Origin of the sequence: Tunturiibacter gelidiferens (genome assembly GCF_013410115.1) — a bacterium.
Taxonomy (GTDB): Bacteria; Acidobacteriota; Terriglobia; order Terriglobales; family Acidobacteriaceae; genus Edaphobacter; species Edaphobacter gelidiferens.
Genome location: NZ_JACCCV010000001.1, coordinates 626,821 through 642,939 on the forward strand (window position 1 = coordinate 626,821; position 16,119 = coordinate 642,939).

At 59.0% G+C, this 16,119-nt stretch carries 13 protein-coding genes; 10 read left to right on the forward strand and 3 right to left on the reverse strand.

Annotation, left to right across the window (positions count from 1 at the left end; all coding sequences use genetic code 11):
- Window positions 1-89: 89 nt before the first annotated feature.
- The 7 genes from HDF12_RS02690 to HDF12_RS02720 all read left to right on the forward strand — a co-directional run bounded on the left by HDF12_RS02690 (window position 90) and on the right by HDF12_RS02720 (window position 8,780).
- Entirely contained in the window at window positions 90-1,601 is a 1,512-nt protein-coding gene (locus HDF12_RS02690) for a DUF4139 domain-containing protein (protein WP_257025319.1), read from the forward strand.
- A gap of 116 nt (window positions 1,602-1,717) precedes the next feature.
- Window positions 1,718-3,511: a DUF255 domain-containing protein gene (locus HDF12_RS02695; protein ID WP_179581040.1), complete on the forward strand. Its 1,794-nt coding sequence runs from the start codon at window positions 1,718-1,720 to the stop codon at window positions 3,509-3,511.
- 298 nt (window positions 3,512-3,809) lie between these two features.
- Window positions 3,810-4,265: a recombinase family protein gene (locus tag HDF12_RS02700; RefSeq protein ID WP_179581042.1), complete on the forward strand. Its 456-nt coding sequence runs from the start codon at window positions 3,810-3,812 to the stop codon at window positions 4,263-4,265.
- A 133-nt stretch (window positions 4,266-4,398) separates the two neighbouring features.
- The gene (locus HDF12_RS02705; protein WP_179581044.1) at window positions 4,399-5,493 is read left to right on the forward strand and encodes a hypothetical protein; all 1,095 of its coding nucleotides are present in this window, start codon (window positions 4,399-4,401) and stop codon (window positions 5,491-5,493) included.
- A 155-nt stretch (window positions 5,494-5,648) separates the two neighbouring features.
- Window positions 5,649-7,310 (forward strand): AsmA family protein, encoded by a 1,662-nt coding sequence (locus HDF12_RS02710; protein ID WP_179581046.1) that lies wholly within the window; start codon window positions 5,649-5,651, stop codon window positions 7,308-7,310.
- A 123-nt stretch (window positions 7,311-7,433) separates the two neighbouring features.
- The gene (locus HDF12_RS02715) at window positions 7,434-7,769 is read left to right on the forward strand and encodes a hypothetical protein (protein WP_179581048.1); all 336 of its coding nucleotides are present in this window, start codon (window positions 7,434-7,436) and stop codon (window positions 7,767-7,769) included.
- A gap of 24 nt (window positions 7,770-7,793) precedes the next feature.
- On the forward strand, window positions 7,794-8,780 hold the full coding sequence (locus tag HDF12_RS02720) for an LOG family protein (protein ID WP_179581050.1): 987 nt from the start codon (window positions 7,794-7,796) through the stop codon (window positions 8,778-8,780).
- A gap of 37 nt (window positions 8,781-8,817) precedes the next feature.
- On the opposite strand, the gene HDF12_RS02725 is transcribed toward HDF12_RS02720, so the two are convergent.
- On the reverse strand, window positions 8,818-9,735 hold the full coding sequence (locus HDF12_RS02725; protein WP_218892286.1) for an alpha/beta fold hydrolase: 918 nt from the start codon (window positions 9,733-9,735) through the stop codon (window positions 8,818-8,820).
- A gap of 119 nt (window positions 9,736-9,854) precedes the next feature.
- Window positions 9,855-10,727: a helix-turn-helix domain-containing protein gene (locus HDF12_RS02730; RefSeq protein WP_179581052.1), complete on the reverse strand. Its 873-nt coding sequence runs from the start codon at window positions 10,725-10,727 to the stop codon at window positions 9,855-9,857.
- Between the two features lie 238 nt (window positions 10,728-10,965).
- On the opposite strand from HDF12_RS02730, the gene HDF12_RS02735 reads away from it, so the two are divergent.
- The 3 genes from HDF12_RS02735 to HDF12_RS02745 all read left to right on the forward strand — a co-directional run bounded on the left by HDF12_RS02735 (window position 10,966) and on the right by HDF12_RS02745 (window position 14,575).
- Complete coding sequence (locus HDF12_RS02735; RefSeq protein ID WP_246373679.1) at window positions 10,966-12,138, forward strand: hypothetical protein; 1,173 nt, start codon at window positions 10,966-10,968, stop codon at window positions 12,136-12,138.
- Window positions 12,139-12,341: 203 nt separating this feature from the next.
- Window positions 12,342-13,544 (forward strand): glycosyltransferase, encoded by a 1,203-nt coding sequence (locus HDF12_RS02740; protein WP_179581054.1) that lies wholly within the window; start codon window positions 12,342-12,344, stop codon window positions 13,542-13,544.
- 137 nt (window positions 13,545-13,681) lie between these two features.
- Entirely contained in the window at window positions 13,682-14,575 is an 894-nt protein-coding gene (locus HDF12_RS02745) for a DUF4097 family beta strand repeat-containing protein (RefSeq protein WP_179581056.1), read from the forward strand.
- On the opposite strand, the gene HDF12_RS02750 is transcribed toward HDF12_RS02745, so the two are convergent.
- Window positions 14,572-16,056 carry an alpha-amylase family glycosyl hydrolase gene (locus HDF12_RS02750; protein ID WP_179581058.1) on the reverse strand — a complete coding sequence of 495 codons (1,485 nt, stop codon included), beginning with the start codon at window positions 16,054-16,056 and terminating at the stop codon, window positions 14,572-14,574. The genes HDF12_RS02745 and HDF12_RS02750 overlap by 4 nt on opposite strands.
- Window positions 16,057-16,119 lie beyond the last annotated feature (63 nt).

The following is a 16,119-nucleotide window of genomic DNA, read 5'->3' on the forward strand; positions in this document are numbered from 1 at the left end:
GGATTTAGATGAGCTTGTTGTCCATGTTTGCTGTTCTTCTCCGTCTAACAGTGTGTTTTCATACTCATGCTGTGCTCCAGGGATATCTCATGATCCGATGTTTCGCTTTTCTGCCTCTGCTTGCCTTCTCTTATGTCGTGGCGCAGGAGCCCACGACCGCGCCGACCCGGCTCACCATCTACAACCAGGACTTTGCCGTCGCTCGCACGACGGTTCCGCTCGATCTTCACGCGGGATCGAACGAAGTTCTGACGACGAATGTGACAAGGCAACTTGAGCCGGATTCGGTGGTGCTTCGCGACCCGAGTGGTCGCAATCTAGTGCGTGTGGCCGAGCAGAACTATGACGCGGCGGTGGTGGACCAGCAGTGGATGATGGAGAAGTACGAGGGCAAGACGATCGATTTTCAGATTCAAGGACCGCAGGTGAGGGAGAGTGCAACGGGTGAGCGGCAGGTGGTTCCGGCGACAACTGTGGAGGGCCGGATCATTCGAGCGGGCGGGCAGGCGGCGAATGGATATCCGTATAACCAACCGTTGATCGAAGTTGGCGGGAAGATGCAGTTCTCCATGCCTGGAACTCCGGTGTTTCCGGCGACGACGGACGGCCTGTTGTTGAAGCCTACGCTGCGGTGGCAGATTGATGCCGAGAAGGCTGCGCGGTTCTCTGCGGAGCTTGATTACATTACACATGGGATGAACTGGCAGGCCACCTACAACGTGGTGGTGCCGGAGACAGCCGATACGACGGGGCCGGAGCTGGCTGAGATTATCGGCTGGGTGACCATCGAGAACAAGACGGGTAGCGACTTTCCTGAAGCGACGATTCAGTTGATGGCGGGGGATGTGGCGAAGATCCAGGAGTTGCAGGGCCGATATCGTACTTGGGCGAATGTCAACCAGAGCGTCGCGGTTCTGGCTTCGGCAGGTCCCCAAGTGACTCAGAAGGCGTTTGACGATTTCCATCTGTACGATCTTCATCGCACGGTCTCGCTTCGTAATGAGGAGACGAAGCAGGTGCAGTTTCTCGAGGCCTCGAATGTGACCGTTCGGCGGACGTATCAGTTTGAAGGAAACGGCACTGTTGAGCAGGTTTTTTATCCTGGATACCATAACGATCAGATCGGATTTTCGCACTCCGGCAACACACGCGTTTCGATCTTTGAGGAGATCAAGAACTCTGAGTCGAACCATCTCGGGATGCCTTTGCCCGCAGGCCGTCTGCGTCTTTATCGGCGCGATACCGGTGGCCAGATGCAGTTTGTGGGAGAGAACATGATCATGCACACGCCGGCGGAGCAGACAGTAAAAGTGACTAGTGGGAGCGCCTTCGACCTGACTGCGGCGCGGCGTCAGACCGACTTCAAAGTGGACAATATGAGGCGGGAGATGGATGAGAGCTTTGAGATCAAGCTCTCGAATCAGAAGGCCCAGCCGGTGACGATTCACGCCGTGGAACACATGGGTCGCGGAGAGAACTGGGAGATCGTCGGGAAGTCTGCTGAGTTCACCAAACGTGACAGCTCCACGATCGACTTCCCCGTGACGGTGCCAGCGAAAGGCGAAGCGATCCTCAGCTACACGGTGCACTATAGCTGGTAGAGCGACATTCCATGGGTGAAGGGTGGTTTGTGGGAGGTCGGCGGGATAGTGTGGATGGGATGCGTGGCTAGAGTCAGGGAATCCGCTTTAGGGCTGCGGTTCGTACTTAGAGTGACATGCGATTCCGTTCGGCAGTGCTTATCTCGGTGATGGCGATTACAGTTTCGGGCGGGGCTTCGGGTCCGACTCCGCAAGCGGCTTTGCATTGGCAGGCCTGGTCGGATGGAGCGTTTGTACAGGCTCGGGCAGAGCATAAGTTAGTGCTGCTGGATCTGGAGGCGGTGTGGTGCCACTGGTGCCACGTGATGGATGATGTGACGTATCGCGATCCGGCGGTGGTGCGGCTGCTGAATCAGAAGTATGTGCTGGTGAAGGTGGATCAGGACTCGCGGCCGGATATCTCGAATCGGTATCAGGACTATGGATGGCCGGCCACGGTGGTGTTCGCGGCGGATGGCTCGGAGATTGTGAAGCGGCAGGGGTATCTGCCGCCGCGGCTGATGTCGTCGATGTTGCAGGCGATCATTGATGATCCTTCGCCGGGGCCGAGTGTCGAGAGGGAGGCAGCGTTTCGGCCTGCTTCGGGATCGGCGATCAGTGCGGGGTTGTTGACGCGAATTGAAACGCTGTATGAGAAGCAGTATGACAAGCCCATCGGAGGGTGGGGGTTTGTTCATAAGTATCTGGATGAAGAGTCGGTGGAGTATGCGATGCGTCAGGGCGCGCGGGGGAACGCGGAGTATGCGAAGCGCGCGGCCGACACGCTGCATGATGCGACGAACCTGCTGGACCCGGTGTGGGGCGGGATGTACCAGTACTCGGTGGGGCGGCATTGGACGGAGCCGCACTTTGAGAAGCTGATCTCAATCCAGGCGGATGCGTTGCGGGAGTATTCGCTGGCTTATGCGGAGACGCAGAATCCGGAGGATTTGAAGGCGGCACAATCTGTGCATCGTTACGTTACAAATTTTCTAACTGCGCCTTCGGCGGGTGTGTTCTTCGTGTCGCAGGATGCGGATCTGCATGATGGGCAGGAGAATGAGGCTTACTTCAAACTGCAGGATGCGGGCCGGCGCGCGCAGGGGATGCCGCGGGTGGATACGCATGTTTATTCTCGTGAGAATGGGTGGATGATCGCTGCGTTGTGCGACTACTACGCTGCGAGTGGCGATGGGTCGGCGTTGTTGCAGGCTCAGCGTGCGGCGGCTTGGATCGTGGTGCATCGTAGCTTGCCTGGCGGGGGATTTCGGCATGACGATGTGGATGCGGGTGGGCCTTATCTCGGCGATACGCTGGCGATGGGGCAGGCTTTTCTGGCGCTCTATAACGTTACGGGGGATCGAGGCGATTTGAAGGCTGCGGCTGCGACGGGGCAGTATATTGCGGCACACTTTGCTCCTGCGGTGGCGGGTGGGGGATTTGTTACGGCACAGAAGCCTACGGATGCTGCGTATCGGCCGCATCCTGATCGTGATGAAAATGTTGCGCTGGTGAGGTTTGCTTCGGCGCTTGCGGTGGCGTCCGGGGAGGAAAGGTTTCGGGCTACCGCGGCGGAGGCGATGCGGTATCTTGCGGCAGAGTCGGTTGCGCTGCAGCCGCTGTCGGCAGGGGTGCTGCTTGCCAATGAGGATATGACGGAGGCTCCGATTCATGTGACCGTGGTTGGCTCGGCTGCCAGTGCTGAGGTGATGGCACTGCATGCAGCTGCGTTGCGCTCGATTACGTCGCATGAGTTGATTGAGATACGCGACCCGGCGGACCCCGCTCCGCTGCCGACGAGTGTTACGTATCCTCCGTTGAAGCGGGCTGCGTTGTTTCTTTGTACGGCGCAGGCTTGTTCGTCGCCGATCTTTCGCGGGGAGGATGTTCGGGCGAAGATTCAACGGGCAGAGCTTCAGGTGGCACGTTAGGCGAGCTTCGGGAGGCCGAAGTTTTGGGTGGGAGATCGGGGATTGCCTGCGCGTAGTTGCGACTCCTGCCGTGTTTTGGCTTGGTGGGATGCTGAACCCGGGTTTCGGATAGAGAGCTGGAGGAGTTCGAAAACGAACAGTATTTTGTGAGTTTGGACAGTGCCGGGTCGGTTGGGTGTTGGTTAGCTTGTCGTTATGTTTTGCTGGGGCCGCAGGTTACGGGTTTTGATCGGAGCCGGAGCTTTGGTTGAGGAATTGCATGATTACCTTTGCGGAGTTTCGCTTGCGGAGGCTGGGGATGTCTTATTTCGAACGGGTTCGCGATGTGGTCTCGGGGCCCTTTAGCCCTGAGATTATGAGGCAGCGTATGGCTGCCGGCTGGCAATTGGTGTCGATCGAGTGGAGGCGGGAGCTGCCGGATCAGGAGGCTCCGAGGGCGGGAGTGTTTGGTGAAGAGATTCCCTACGGTCTGCGGATCTCGGAGGACTGTCAGAGGCTGGAGGTCCATCCGAGAGAGAACCAGACGCTGATGCTGATGATGGAGCTGCTGGGGCAGGACTTCTCGTATGCGAGCATCGTCAGCGACCTGAATGAGAAGGGGTTTCGGATGAGGAACGGCGGGCCGTGGAACCGGGTGGCGGTGTTCAACATGATGCCGCGGTTGATCGAGGCGGGGCCGAGGCTGTTTTCGTCGCAGGAGTGGAAGGGGCGGGAGAAGAGGTTGTCTCAGCTAAAGAGTCCTGAGGGGCTTTAGCTGTGCTGCCGGGTTCTATCGTTGATTCTGTGCCACTCGTCGAAGCTCGACTCAAAGTCGGTGCCCGGAGCGTGATTTCTATAGGAGATACAGAGACGAGGGATTAGAGTGGACGGCCAGAGGCGCGTCCCGAGTGAAAGATCTAATCGACAAGCTGGTTGGAGCTCTTCCGTTCTTTGGTCGGAGGTTGGTGGCGCTGCTTCCCGCTCCGAAGAGCGCTGTTCTGGCATTGGATCTCGAGTCGGACTCGGCGCTGGAAGAGGCTTTTACGTTCGTTGCTGTGTGTTTCGGGATAGCTTTTCTTGCGCAGATTCCGTTTTTCTTTGGCAAGGAGAACAGGGAGGTGCTGTTCGGCATACTCGCTGTGCAGTCCGCGTTGGCGTTTGCGCTGAACGTTGTGCTGGCCGTCGTGGTTTGGAAGGTGGTGGGGGGAAGGCTTGCCTGGAAGAAGGTTGTTGCCGCTACCTGTTATTTTTCGGGGGTGTCGACGCTGCTATTTCTGTTCTTCTCGCTGGTGGGGGCGGGAGCTTTCAAGGTGCTGGATGGGGTTGGATATCAACAGGTGATGAGCGGAAACGCTACAGATGCGGCGGCCCTGTCGGCAAGCAGTGGCTTCAGGATCTTTCTTATCTTCCTGGGGTTGGGGTTCGTGGCTACCTATGTGTGGATCTTCTGCGTCTGGGGAGCCTATCGCGAGCTGATGCAGGTGTCGAAGGGGCGCTCTACGGTTGCGTTGATTCTCTTTGTGCTTCTTAGCCCGGTGTTGTTCCTGGTGCAGATGGCGATGTCGGCAACGTTGGCGCAGTCGGGTGGTCCAGCGTTGCCTGACGATCTGCTTGGACAGTGGCAGTTGGTTCAGCAGTCTGACAGTGAGGGAGTGCATTCGGCACGCTCGGTGCTGTATACGTTTTCTCCTCCGCGGTGGAAGATGATGCGAGCCGGGGAGTACTTTTTGACAGATATTCATGGTTCGTCTAACGGCAAGTGTCTGATCACGACGATGAAACAGGAGTTTGGACAGGTCTCGGTGCAGGGTTCGACCATGGATCTTATGCCGGCGAGACGAACGGAGACGAAAAAGGATCAATGTGCGGGCGTGACCGTTGAGGCGGCCACGGATCTCAGTAAGACGGAGTACCACTACAAGATCGATCAAGAGCCAAGTGGGTGGACGCTGTGCTTGAACGATCGATTCGGACAGACCTGTTTGACTCCTAAGAAGCATTAGCCACCCCGCTGCGAGGCGTGCTAAAGCTGAAGCTGGTGGTAGAGCTTTGCGGGATTATGGCGCTCGACTGTCGCGAAAACTCCATCTCCGCGGTATTTTTCGGGTGGGCTCCGGCTTTTGGCGGTCTATGAGCGTCCAAACAGCAGAGGAACAATTTGAGCGAGACAGATACGGAGACCGTGGTGCCGGTGGAGCGTCAGCGCTGGTGGGGGTGGCGTTGGGTGCTGTGGACTGGTGCGGTGTTTGTGCTGGTGGCGATTGCGGGTGCTCTGGCGGTGGAGTGGGGTCTGAGGCAGGTGCAGCCGATGCTGCGGAAGAAGGTGGTCGAGACGCTTTCGGCGCGGTTTCATAGCCCGGTGGAGCTGGACCGGCTTGAGCTTGCGATGAGCAGGGACATGATTGTTACTGGTGGAGGGCTGCGGATTCTTTACCTGGCGGGACCGACGAAGCCGGATGCGAGTCCGAATGCGCCGCCGATGCTGGTAGTCGATCGATTTGAGTTCAGGACAGGATGGCGCGAGTTGCTGCGGCCTACGACTCGATTAGTCACGGTGAAGGTGCAGGGGCTTCGGGTGAATATTCCACCGAAGGGAGATCGAGGACAGGGGCCTGATGATCCGAGGCGGAAGGGGCAGTCGGCTCTGGGGATTGCGGTCGACCGGATCGAGTGCACGGATGCAAAGGTGACTCTGGAGACGAGCAAGCCGGGGAAGAAGCCCTTGGAGTTTGCTATTAAGAGCCTGGTGCTGACCGATGTGGGGTCGAAGAAGCCGTTGAACTATACGGCGCTACTGGTGAATCCGAAGCCAGTGGGGGATGTGCAGTCGACGGGGCACTTTGGGCCATGGCAGGACGACAATCCGCGGGATACGCCGCTTGACGGGGATTACACGTTCAGTCATGCGGACCTGTCTTCGATTCATGGGTTGGGTGGGGTCTTGTCTTCGACGGGAAGGTTTGGCGGAACGCTGGGGAACTTGACGGCGGATGGGACTACGGAGACTGCGGACTTTCGACTGGATATCAGCGACCATCCGGTGCCTCTGCATACGGAGTTTCATGCGGTGGTGGATGGGACGACGGGAGATACGTGGCTGGATCCGGTGCGGGCGCGGCTTGGCAGGACCGAGATTACGGCACGAGGTGCTGTGACGAGGGCGGTGGGGGTGCAGGGGCATAACACCGATCTCAATGTGGTGATCGGGAAGGGGCGGCTTGAGGATATTTTTAACCTCGTGTTGAAGTCGAATCCGCCGCTGATGCGTGGGGAGTTGGCGGCAAAGGTGCATTTTCTCGATACTGCGGGGCCGGTGAGCGTGTCGCGAAAGATGAGGTTGGAGGGTACGTTCGCGATCAGCGATGCCATGATGAACAATCCCGAGATGCAGGCGAAGATGGACGCGCTGAGTATGAGGGCGCAGGGGAAGCCGAAGCAGGCAAACCCGCAGGATGCGGAGGTAGTGGGTTCGGCGCTGAGCGGAAAGTTTACGATTGCGAATGCGGTGTTGGAGGTGAAGGATCTGAACTACCAGATGCCTGGGGCGCAGATGCTGGCGGACGGGCAGATGCAACTGGTTGCGAGCACGTTTGAGTTTCATGGGACGGTGAAGACGCAGGCGACAGCGTCGCAGATGACGACGGGGTGGAAGAGCATGCTGCTGACTCCATTCGACAAACTGCTGAAGAAAAATGGTGCGGGGGTTGAGCTGCCGGTCAAGGTGACGGGTACTCGGTCGACGTATGATCTGCGGCTGGATTTTCCTCATGACACCCATGCTCCTGCTGCGCTGCCAACTCCCGCAAAATCAGCGAAGTGAAGGAAGGGGAGCCTCGCATGATCCTTCCGTTGGAGAGACAAGGACGAGGCGCTCTGCTAGTGTCAGACTTGAGAGTTATTCGAGCGGAAGAGGTTTTGCGCAGAACGTTTGATGCGGAGTTTGATGTCCGGACAGCCACAACTATTTCCGAATCCTGAGCCGACTGTGGAAGAACCGACGGTAAGCCAGGGAGAACCTGCAAAGAGATCAGCGCCGGTGTGGCTGCAACGGCTGTCGCTGTTTGTGCTGGTGTTGTTCTGCGTGTACCTGGGCGTGCTGGTGATGGTGCTTCCGTGGTGGACGCGGATATGGGACCGGAACGAGTTCATTCTGGCGAGGCCGTGGCTGACGGCGGTGTTGCATAACGGCGCGGTGCGGGGGATGATCTCCGGGCTGGGACTGCTGGATATCTGGATCGGTATCTCTGAGGCGGTGCATTACCGCGACTACCGGGGATGAGCGATTTCAAATGAGTGAGAGAGTATGAACCCAAAGGTACCGGACGCGCTGGAGCAGGCTCCGCTGGCGTATGAGAATGCGGAGTTTTTGAGCTCGCCGGATGGGCGGATGCTGCGGATACTGGCGGAGTATCAGGAGCCGATGGCGCGGTTTCGGCGGGAGCGGATTCAGGATACGGTGGTGTTCTTTGGGTCGGCTCGGTTTCGAGCGCTGGACGTGGCGAGCTCCGAGCTGGAGCTGCTGGCGAACACGGGTTCGAGCGAGCCTGCACCCAAGGCGGAGCAGCCCGCAAGTCCTGAGGAGATAGCGAGCGGAGAGGCCAGCGCTCAGAAGCTACGGCTGGCGGAGGCTGCGGTGGAGATGGCTCATTATTACGAAGACGCGCGGCGGCTGGCGGGGTTGGTCGCTTCCTGGTCGAAGACGCTGCCCGGGCGGCGGCACAGATTTGTGGTTACTTCGGGCGGCGGGCCGGGGATTATGGAGGCGGCCAATCGTGGGGCGTATGAGGCTGGATGCAAGACGATTGGTTTGAATATCAAGCTGCCGTTCGAGCAGCATCCGAATCCGTACATTACGCCGGCGCTTAGCTTTGACTTTCATTATTTTTTTATGCGGAAGTACTGGTTCGCTTATCTGGCAAAGGCCTTGGTGGTTTTTCCGGGCGGCTTCGGAACGCTGGATGAGATGTTCGAGCTGCTGACGCTGGCGCAGACCAGAAAACTGGCGAAGAAGATCACGGTGGTGGTCTACGGGTCTAGCTATTGGAAGAATGTGATCAATATGGAGCTGTTGGCGGCGAAGGGTGCGATTGCGCAGGCGGACCTTGAGCTGTTTCAGTTTGCGGATACGCCGGAGCAGGCGTTTGCGTTGCTGAAGACGGGGCTGACGGAGAATCATCTCGAGTCGGACTATGAACGTGAGCAGGCGAGGATGGAGAAGCAGGAGATTCCTGATGATCCGGCGCCGAGCGTGCAGGAGATGATGGGGCCAGATATCGCGAAGACGCGGTAGGGAGTGACTTGCAACCCCCTGCGCGAGCTTGTCTCCGTTAGCCGACCTGCCACAACTTTGTCGCTTCCTCGGCGATGAGATCCGGCATCTCTTCCGGGAAGAACAGATTTGCTCCTTCAACCCGTCGCACGCCGCGGGATCCCGGCAGGGTACGGTCGAGCCACTCGGCCCACTCTACTCCAAAGAGGGTATCCTTCAGCCCCCAGACCATTCGAGCCGGTCCCTTCCATTGCCTGAGGTCTTCGCGAATCGGCACCAGGACGTTTGTTGCGAGGGAGATCGCGTATTGATTGACTTGTGATTTTCGCAATGGAGATTCGACCAGTGGACGCAGGTAGGTCTCGATTGTTTCATCGGAGAAGCGCTCGGGATAGGTATAGGTCAGGCCGCCAAGCCCCTTTGCAGAACGAGCGAGTTCTTTGTCGTTCAACTCTGGAACGAGGACGCGGTCGACAAATGTTCCCTTTTTGGCCAGTGCGACGAACGGCAGGAAGCCGGGTGGCGGGTTGTTCTCGTCGACGTCGCAGTTGGTGAGCAAAAGTGTTCGCACGCGTTGGGGATGCCGGGCCAGAAAGAGCTGGGAGACGAGGCCGCCGCTATCGTTTGCCACCAGATCGACCGTGTCGATGTGCAGGGAGTCGAGCAGCGCTGCGAGCATGGCCACCTGAGACTCCGGCGTGATGACCTGACCCTCAGGGGTCTCGGTGTAGCCAAGTCCCATCACGTCGGGTGCAATGCAACGGCGATGCTTATGCAGCCGCTCAAGGGCTCCACGCCACTGAAAGCCGTTCAACGGATATCCATGGACGAAGAGGGCAGCTGGGCCGCGACCGTGCTCGACATAAGCGACACGGCTCATGGGCAGCGAGGCATAGCGGCGCGAACGGAGGTACCAGGCGGCATCGATGTGCTCGGACTGTCTTGCAAACGCTTGTGATTCCAGTATGGTGGCCATGATCATCCCCGATGTATTTTTCAAAAACTCTCTGCGTCTCATGAGAGGAGTATGGCGTGCCGGTGCGGTTGGGTGCGCGCACGTTTCGATGCTTTCGAGCACAATCGGCGGACAAAAGATCAGTTGTAGTTGGGAGACTCTGCCAACAGCCGCTTCATCGCCTTTGGTGGAACTCCGAGAACGCGCCGCATATGTTTCGCCATGTGGCTTTGATGGGCAAAACCTACGGTCTGCGCGATCTCTTCCATGGAAAGATTGTCTTGCGTCAGCAGTGTCTTCGCGCGCTCGACGCGACGCTGGATGACGTACTGATGGATGGGCAGTCCGGTGGACTTGCGGAAGAGCGTGTTCATGTGGGAGGCACTGACTCCTGCGACGGTGGCGATCTGGTCGAGCGAAAGATTCTCAGCAAGCTGATCTTCGATGAAGGAGAGAATCCGCTTCAGCTTGTGGCCGCTTAGCCCCTGGTTCTTTTCAGGCGCTGACTTTGCCAGAGAGCTGTGTCGAGTCACCAGGCGTGAAGCCACTGCCAGCGCGAGTCCGTCGAGATAAAAGCGACCTGACGGACACCCCGACTCCATCTCCCGCTTCATCGCCCAGCTGAGTGCCTCCAATTCGCGGTCGCGCACCTGGAAGCGGTTGCGAATCTCCAACTTTGAGCTGTCCACTCCGGACTCGTTCGCGATGCGGTGGAGGAATTGTTGCGGCAGGCTGAGAAGGAGGGCCGTGTCATTTTCATCGTGCATCACCCAGCGGCTCGGAGTGTGTGCCGGAATGATGTCGATATCCCCGTGTACTGCGGTTCCAGTGAAGTGCCTGTTATTCCGTCGGCAGGAGACCCTGGTTGGTGAGCCAACGTGGATGCTCAGGAGAACGTTGTTCAGCTCCGAGACCTCAAGCGTCCCCGGGGGGTCTTTGCGTAACTGGAAGGCGACGCCATCGGCCATTCTTACGTGTGCCAGAACCTGCGGTGATGTGGGGTGTCGCGGCATAGATTCTCTCCCTACGGGCTCTGGGTATGATACGGGTTCTATCTTTCCGAAGTTCAGAGGGCTGAAGCCGGAGTTGAGAAGGGTTGGAGCGCCGCTACAACCTTTGGGGAATCATTGTAGATACGGGGTTTAGTGATTTTGAAGCTGCATTATTGGTGCAGTCACACCCTCGTCACATGGCGGCTCCATACTGTGGTCGTAAGCAGCCTGAGGGCCTAAGAACCTGGGGGGTCACCCGATGAGCCAGTCGAGCGTTTCATACCTGTGGCGGGAACCGGAGGCGGCGAAGGGCTTCATGACGGGCGTATCGCTGCATAGCCATACGAATCAATCGAAGGAGACGCTGGATTTCATCTCGGAGCTGTCAAAGGACTGGAGTTTTCTGCAGCCGGTCATTCGGTGGGGCGAGCGGCGGAGCAAACGGCTGACGGGAATCGATGCAGATTATGCGCGTGCTTACTGGACGCCACCGTTGACGCCCAGCCTGGCGTTTGATCTGGAGCGAAAGCAGATCGAGGACAAGCTGCAGATTCAGGGACTGGTTTCGATTACGGATCATGACGATATCAATGCGCCGATGCTGCTGCGAACTGTGCCTTCGTCGCGGCATATTCCGGTGTCAGTGGAGTGGACGGTGCCGTTTGGGGCCACCGCGTTTCACCTGGGGATTCACAATCTGCCGAGTGCGACTGGGGCGCAGTGGATGGAACGGATGGCAGTGTTTACGGCCATTCCGGTGGCGACGAGAGCGCCGAAGCTGCTGACGGAGATGCTGGCGGAGCTCGATGAGCTGCCAGGAGTGCTGATTGTGTTCAACCACCCGCTGTGGGATCTGTACCGGGTGGGGATGGAGAAACACGAGGTATTGGTGAACGAGTTTCTGGCGGTGAATGGGCAGTTCGTTCATGCGCTGGAACTGAACGGCCTGCGCTCCTGGAAGGAGAACCGCGAGACCTCCACGCTGGCGGGAAAGTGGAACCAGTTGGTGATCAGCGGCGGCGACCGGCATGGTGTTGAGCCGAATGCCAATGTAAACCTGACGCGGGCGACGAGCTTCAACGAGTTTGTGCACGAGGTAAGGCGCGAGCGGGAGAGTCATGTGCTCTTTATGCCGCAGTATGCCGAACCATGGAAGCACAGGATTCTGCAGTCCACGCTGGATGCGATCAGGAACTATCCGGATTTTCCCGAAGGGTCCAGATTGTGGGATGAGCGGGTCTATCACCCCGACGCCGAGGGGGTGATGCAGCCGATGACGCGGCTCTGGACGACCGGTCATGCTCCTGCGTTCTTCCGGGCGGTGCTGGTGTTGGTTCGGATGATGGGCGCAGGGCCGGTTTCGAGCGGCCTGCGGATGGCGTGGAACGACAGTGGCGAGATGCGGACTACTTTGGCGAAGCTGGACGCCTAGGGTAGAGGCTGCTGTCCTGCCGGACGGGCCTCCTGCGCGGAGGGCGGCCACTTCGTGGCGGGTGTACCGGTTTGGGGAGCGCCATCGTCCCTGGGGCCTCCCGTTGGTCGGCTTTATTTTTCATGCGAGGGAAGACCCTGGCTTCTCGTTGTAGCTTAGCAAGATTGTTACGGACTGCGGAGCACGAGAGGTAGTCTAAAGCGATGCGTGTGCCGCGTGTTGCCTACTTTCCGGACTCGTTTCATGAAGTGAATGGGGTCGCGCATACAAGCCGCAACTTTGTGGCTTATGCCCAGAGACGCGGGTTTCCGTTTCTGTGTGTTCGAGCGGGTGCACGAGAGATTTCGTTTGAGCAGGTGGATGAGCTTCGCACGCTGGAGTTGGAGCGCAGTCGGGGCTCGGTGCGAATGGAGAAGGATCTCGAGTTCGACACGCTGTTCTGGCGGCACGGCGGAGCGATTCGACGGGAGCTGGAGCGCTTTCGGCCAGATGTGATCCACATTACGGGGCCGAGCGAGCTGGGGATGTTTGGAGCGTACTTTGCGTGGGAGATGGCGATTCCGCTGGCGGCTTCCTGGCATACGAATGTGCATGAGTATGCGTCGCGGCGGATGGGGTGGTTGACGGGCAGGCTCTCGTCGCGGGCGCGCGCTGCGACGGAGCAGGGCGTGGAGGCTGGGGCGTGGTGGGCTACTTCGCGGTTTTACCAGTTGGCGAAAGTTTTGTTTGCGCCGAATGAAGAGCTTTGCCGCATGTTGAAGAGAGCGACGGGAAGGCCATGCTATCTGATGCAGCGTGGTGTGGATACGGAGTGGTTTTCGCCGGCGCACCGTACGCGCGATGTGGGCGACAGGCGGGTGGTGCTGGGATACGTGGGAAGGCTCTCGATCGAGAAGAATGTGAAGCTGTTGGCGCGTGTACAGAGAGAACTCGCGGCGATGGGAGTGGGTGGGGTCAGGTTTTTGATCGTCGGGCATGGCAGCGACGAGGCGGAGCTGCGGCGAGAGATGGCGGATGCTGAGTTCGCGGGAGTGCTGCGGGGGGTCGCCTTGGCACAGGCTTATGCGAATATGGATGTCCTCATATTTCCTTCACATACGGATACGTTTGGGAATGTGGTGCTGGAGGCGCTGGCGAGTGGGGTACCGGCAGTGGTGACCCCTGATGGCGGACCGAAGTTTATTGTGCAGAACGGCGAGACGGGATTTGTAACGGAGGATGATCAGTTCGCAGCGGCTGTTGCGGATCTTGTGAGAGACAGGGCGCGGCTGGATGGAATGCGGCTGAAGGCGCGGGAGTATGCGCTGGGGTGCAGCTGGGATGCGGTGTTTGACCGCGTCTATGCGGGATACGAGACGCTGCTGCCGGTCGGCCGTGCCGGACTGACGGTTCGGGAACTGGCGTAAGCGATAGGCCCGTCGGTGTGACAGCAGATTCCTTCGCTGCGCTACGGAATGACAACAAAAAAACAAAACAGGCGTGGAACCGTGCGGGCCTCCTCCGCGTACTCCTCTTTGCCCTTTCTTGCGGCCAGGAGATCACTATGCCGTCTTTCGCTGTGCGTTCCATCGGATTCGTCGCTACGGTCGCGGCGATTATTCTCGCTTCCTCATCTTCTGCGGTGTTTGCTCAGAGCTCAGACCACGATTGGCAGAAGGTCTATGCCGTGGGTGGAGGATCTGCCTCGCTTACGGTGGAGACGGGCGATAGCGGACTTGAGATTCACTCCTGCGGCGATTGCAAAGAGATCCGAGTTCATGTGGAGTCCACTCAAAAGCTGAGCGAGTATTCCATAGAGGAGCACCAGGAGGGAGATCACGTCTTCATCGGAATCAAAGAGAAACCGCACAGCTTTCGCGTTCTCTGGAACGAGAGCCGAAGGACGAAGGTGACGGTGGAGACTCCGGCGAAGCTGGATCTGGATGCCAAAGTGGCGGACGGTAATTTGTCCGCGCGCGACCTGACGGGCAGGGTTCAGATTCATGCTGGCGACGGGTCTGTTGAGCTCGACAACATCAAAGGGGATGTGCACCTGGTTGCTTCAGACGGCAGTGTCAGCCTCCACAACGCGGTTGGGACCATTGACGCTAGAGGCTCTGATGGCAACATGAAGATCGATGGTCAGTTCACGATGGTTCAGCTTGAGACGAGCGATGGAAACCTCGACTTTACGCTTGCGCCAGGTTCGCCGCTTACGGGTGCTTCGCGAATCAAGAGTTCTGATGGACGGGTTTCCATTCGGCTGCCGCAGGCTCTCTCTGCGGATATGGATGTGGCTACCGGCGATGGGCATCTGAACTGCACTCTTCCGCTCACGATGGATCACTACGACAGCAGAGAGTCGGGCGGACACCATCTCCACGGACATTTGAATAATGGTGGCGTTCCGTTCAGCATTCACGCCTCTGATGGAAACGTCAGCATTACGACGCTCTAGTAGCGGAGTTCGCCGATGTAGGCCCCGTAGGGCGGGAGCGTCATCTCGTCGAGATGCATGGTGCCTATCCCGTCATAGGAGCGCAGAACTGTCCGAAGAAAGCTGCCGCGCAGGCCGAGTTTCGTTGTGTCGGCTTTGAGCGAGAGCTGTACCGGCTGTGGGGTGAGATTGAACAGCAGGACCAGGACGGGAGAGTTGGCGGAGACCACCTTCGGTTTGCGGATCAGGACGAGAACATTCTGGTCGTCGCGGTTTACGGTGAGGCTGGTGCCCGAGGCCAGAGTGGTGTTGCCGTGGTGAAGCGTGCTGAGCTGGCGATACCAGTTGAGGAGAGAGTTCGGGTCGGCGTCTTCCAGTGCGGCGTTGGGCGCGGCATCGGGAGGAGTACTCGCGGCGGTCGTGGGGGGCTTGTACGGGACATATGTTTCGGTGGCGGGTGCCGGTTTTGCAGGCGGTGGTGGTGCATCCCACTGGATCAACGGTGTGGCTGCGTCAGGTGAAGACGAGGTGCGGACACCGAGCTCCTGCCCGTAGTAGAGGAGCGATTCGGCGCGGGTGGTGAAGAGGAGGGTGGCGAGAAGCTTGGCGATCGCGAGATCGTGGTGGCCGTCGGCGTAGCGGCTCATGCTCCGGGTGAAGGAGGGGCCGTCGGTGGCGAGAAGCGGGAGGCTGTGTCCGGCTTGCTGGATCTCCTGGAGGTGGTCGATGATCGGACGAATGGCAGCGGCGTTGAGAGTGGTGATGGCACCCGGGCGGTCGTCGAGGAGGAGTTGCGGGGATTGGGTGTCGAGTGCGGTGTAGGCGTGGGTTGTAGTGCCGGTGCTTGATTGTTTTCGAGAGCGTGAGTGCGCGTGATGACGGCCGCGTGTGGAGGGTTGTGGCTCAGGCTGAGGTCGGGCAGTTGCGGTCAAGGTGGGGTCGGCATCCGCGATCAGGATGCGTTGGCCGAGATAACTGCTGGCCGTGGTGCGGAGAGTTGAAGCCTGAGCGCGGGCGGTGTCGTTGGTGCCGATGACATGAAAACCCGCGATGCCGCGATTGAGCCAGAAGCGGGCGACATTGGGCAGATCGGCTGCGAGAATGGCGGGGTCGAGGTCGAGCAGGACGCGGAGGTGGCGGCTGCTGGCTTCGCGGAGGAGGTCATCGAAGTCGTCCAGGGTGCCGAGGGTGGGGTCGATGGTTTCGGCGTGAGTGGGATCGGGCTGTAAGTGCGTGAGGAGGATGGCGTCGGTGCCGAGAGAGTGAATGTAGTCGAGGCGATGAGCGATGCCGTGGAGGGGGCTGTCTCCGGCGGGGCCGAAGTCGACAGGATTGATCTCATAGATGATGGCGCGTTTCCACCAGAGGTCGGTGGTGATGCCCGAGCCTACCCAGCCGGGGCGGGCGAGGGTTTGGGTTGCGGCGAATGGACTTGCTGCGGTGAGGATGCAGGCGAAGCAGAGGAGGAAAGGTCGGCGGGGCGTTCGATGGAAGGTGATCATGCGCTCGTTATTGAGATGCTACGCGAGATGGCCCTGGCGTGGGGAGATGGAGTGTCAGGTGCT

Bases quoted from the DNA above. Each gene is read 5' to 3' on its own strand.
- HDF12_RS02700 (WP_179581042.1), top strand. From the start codon at position 3,810: ATGTCTTATTTCGAACGGGTTCGCGATGTGGTCTCGGGGCCCTTTAGC.
- HDF12_RS02740 (WP_179581054.1), top strand. From the start codon at position 12,342: ATGCGTGTGCCGCGTGTTGCCTACTTTCCGGACTCGTTTCATGAAGTG.
- HDF12_RS02730 (WP_179581052.1), bottom strand. From the start codon at position 10,727: ATGCCGCGACACCCCACATCACCGCAGGTTCTGGCACACGTAAGAATG.
- HDF12_RS02725 (WP_218892286.1), bottom strand. From the start codon at position 9,735: ATGGCCACCATACTGGAATCACAAGCGTTTGCAAGACAGTCCGAGCAC.
- HDF12_RS02735 (WP_246373679.1), top strand. From the start codon at position 10,966: ATGAGCCAGTCGAGCGTTTCATACCTGTGGCGGGAACCGGAGGCGGCG.
- HDF12_RS02690 (WP_257025319.1), top strand. From the start codon at position 90: ATGATCCGATGTTTCGCTTTTCTGCCTCTGCTTGCCTTCTCTTATGTC.
- HDF12_RS02720 (WP_179581050.1), top strand. From the start codon at position 7,794: ATGAACCCAAAGGTACCGGACGCGCTGGAGCAGGCTCCGCTGGCGTAT.
- HDF12_RS02695 (WP_179581040.1), top strand. From the start codon at position 1,718: ATGCGATTCCGTTCGGCAGTGCTTATCTCGGTGATGGCGATTACAGTT.
- HDF12_RS02745 (WP_179581056.1), top strand. From the start codon at position 13,682: ATGCCGTCTTTCGCTGTGCGTTCCATCGGATTCGTCGCTACGGTCGCG.
- HDF12_RS02715 (WP_179581048.1), top strand. From the start codon at position 7,434: ATGTCCGGACAGCCACAACTATTTCCGAATCCTGAGCCGACTGTGGAA.
- HDF12_RS02750 (WP_179581058.1), bottom strand. From the start codon at position 16,056: ATGATCACCTTCCATCGAACGCCCCGCCGACCTTTCCTCCTCTGCTTC.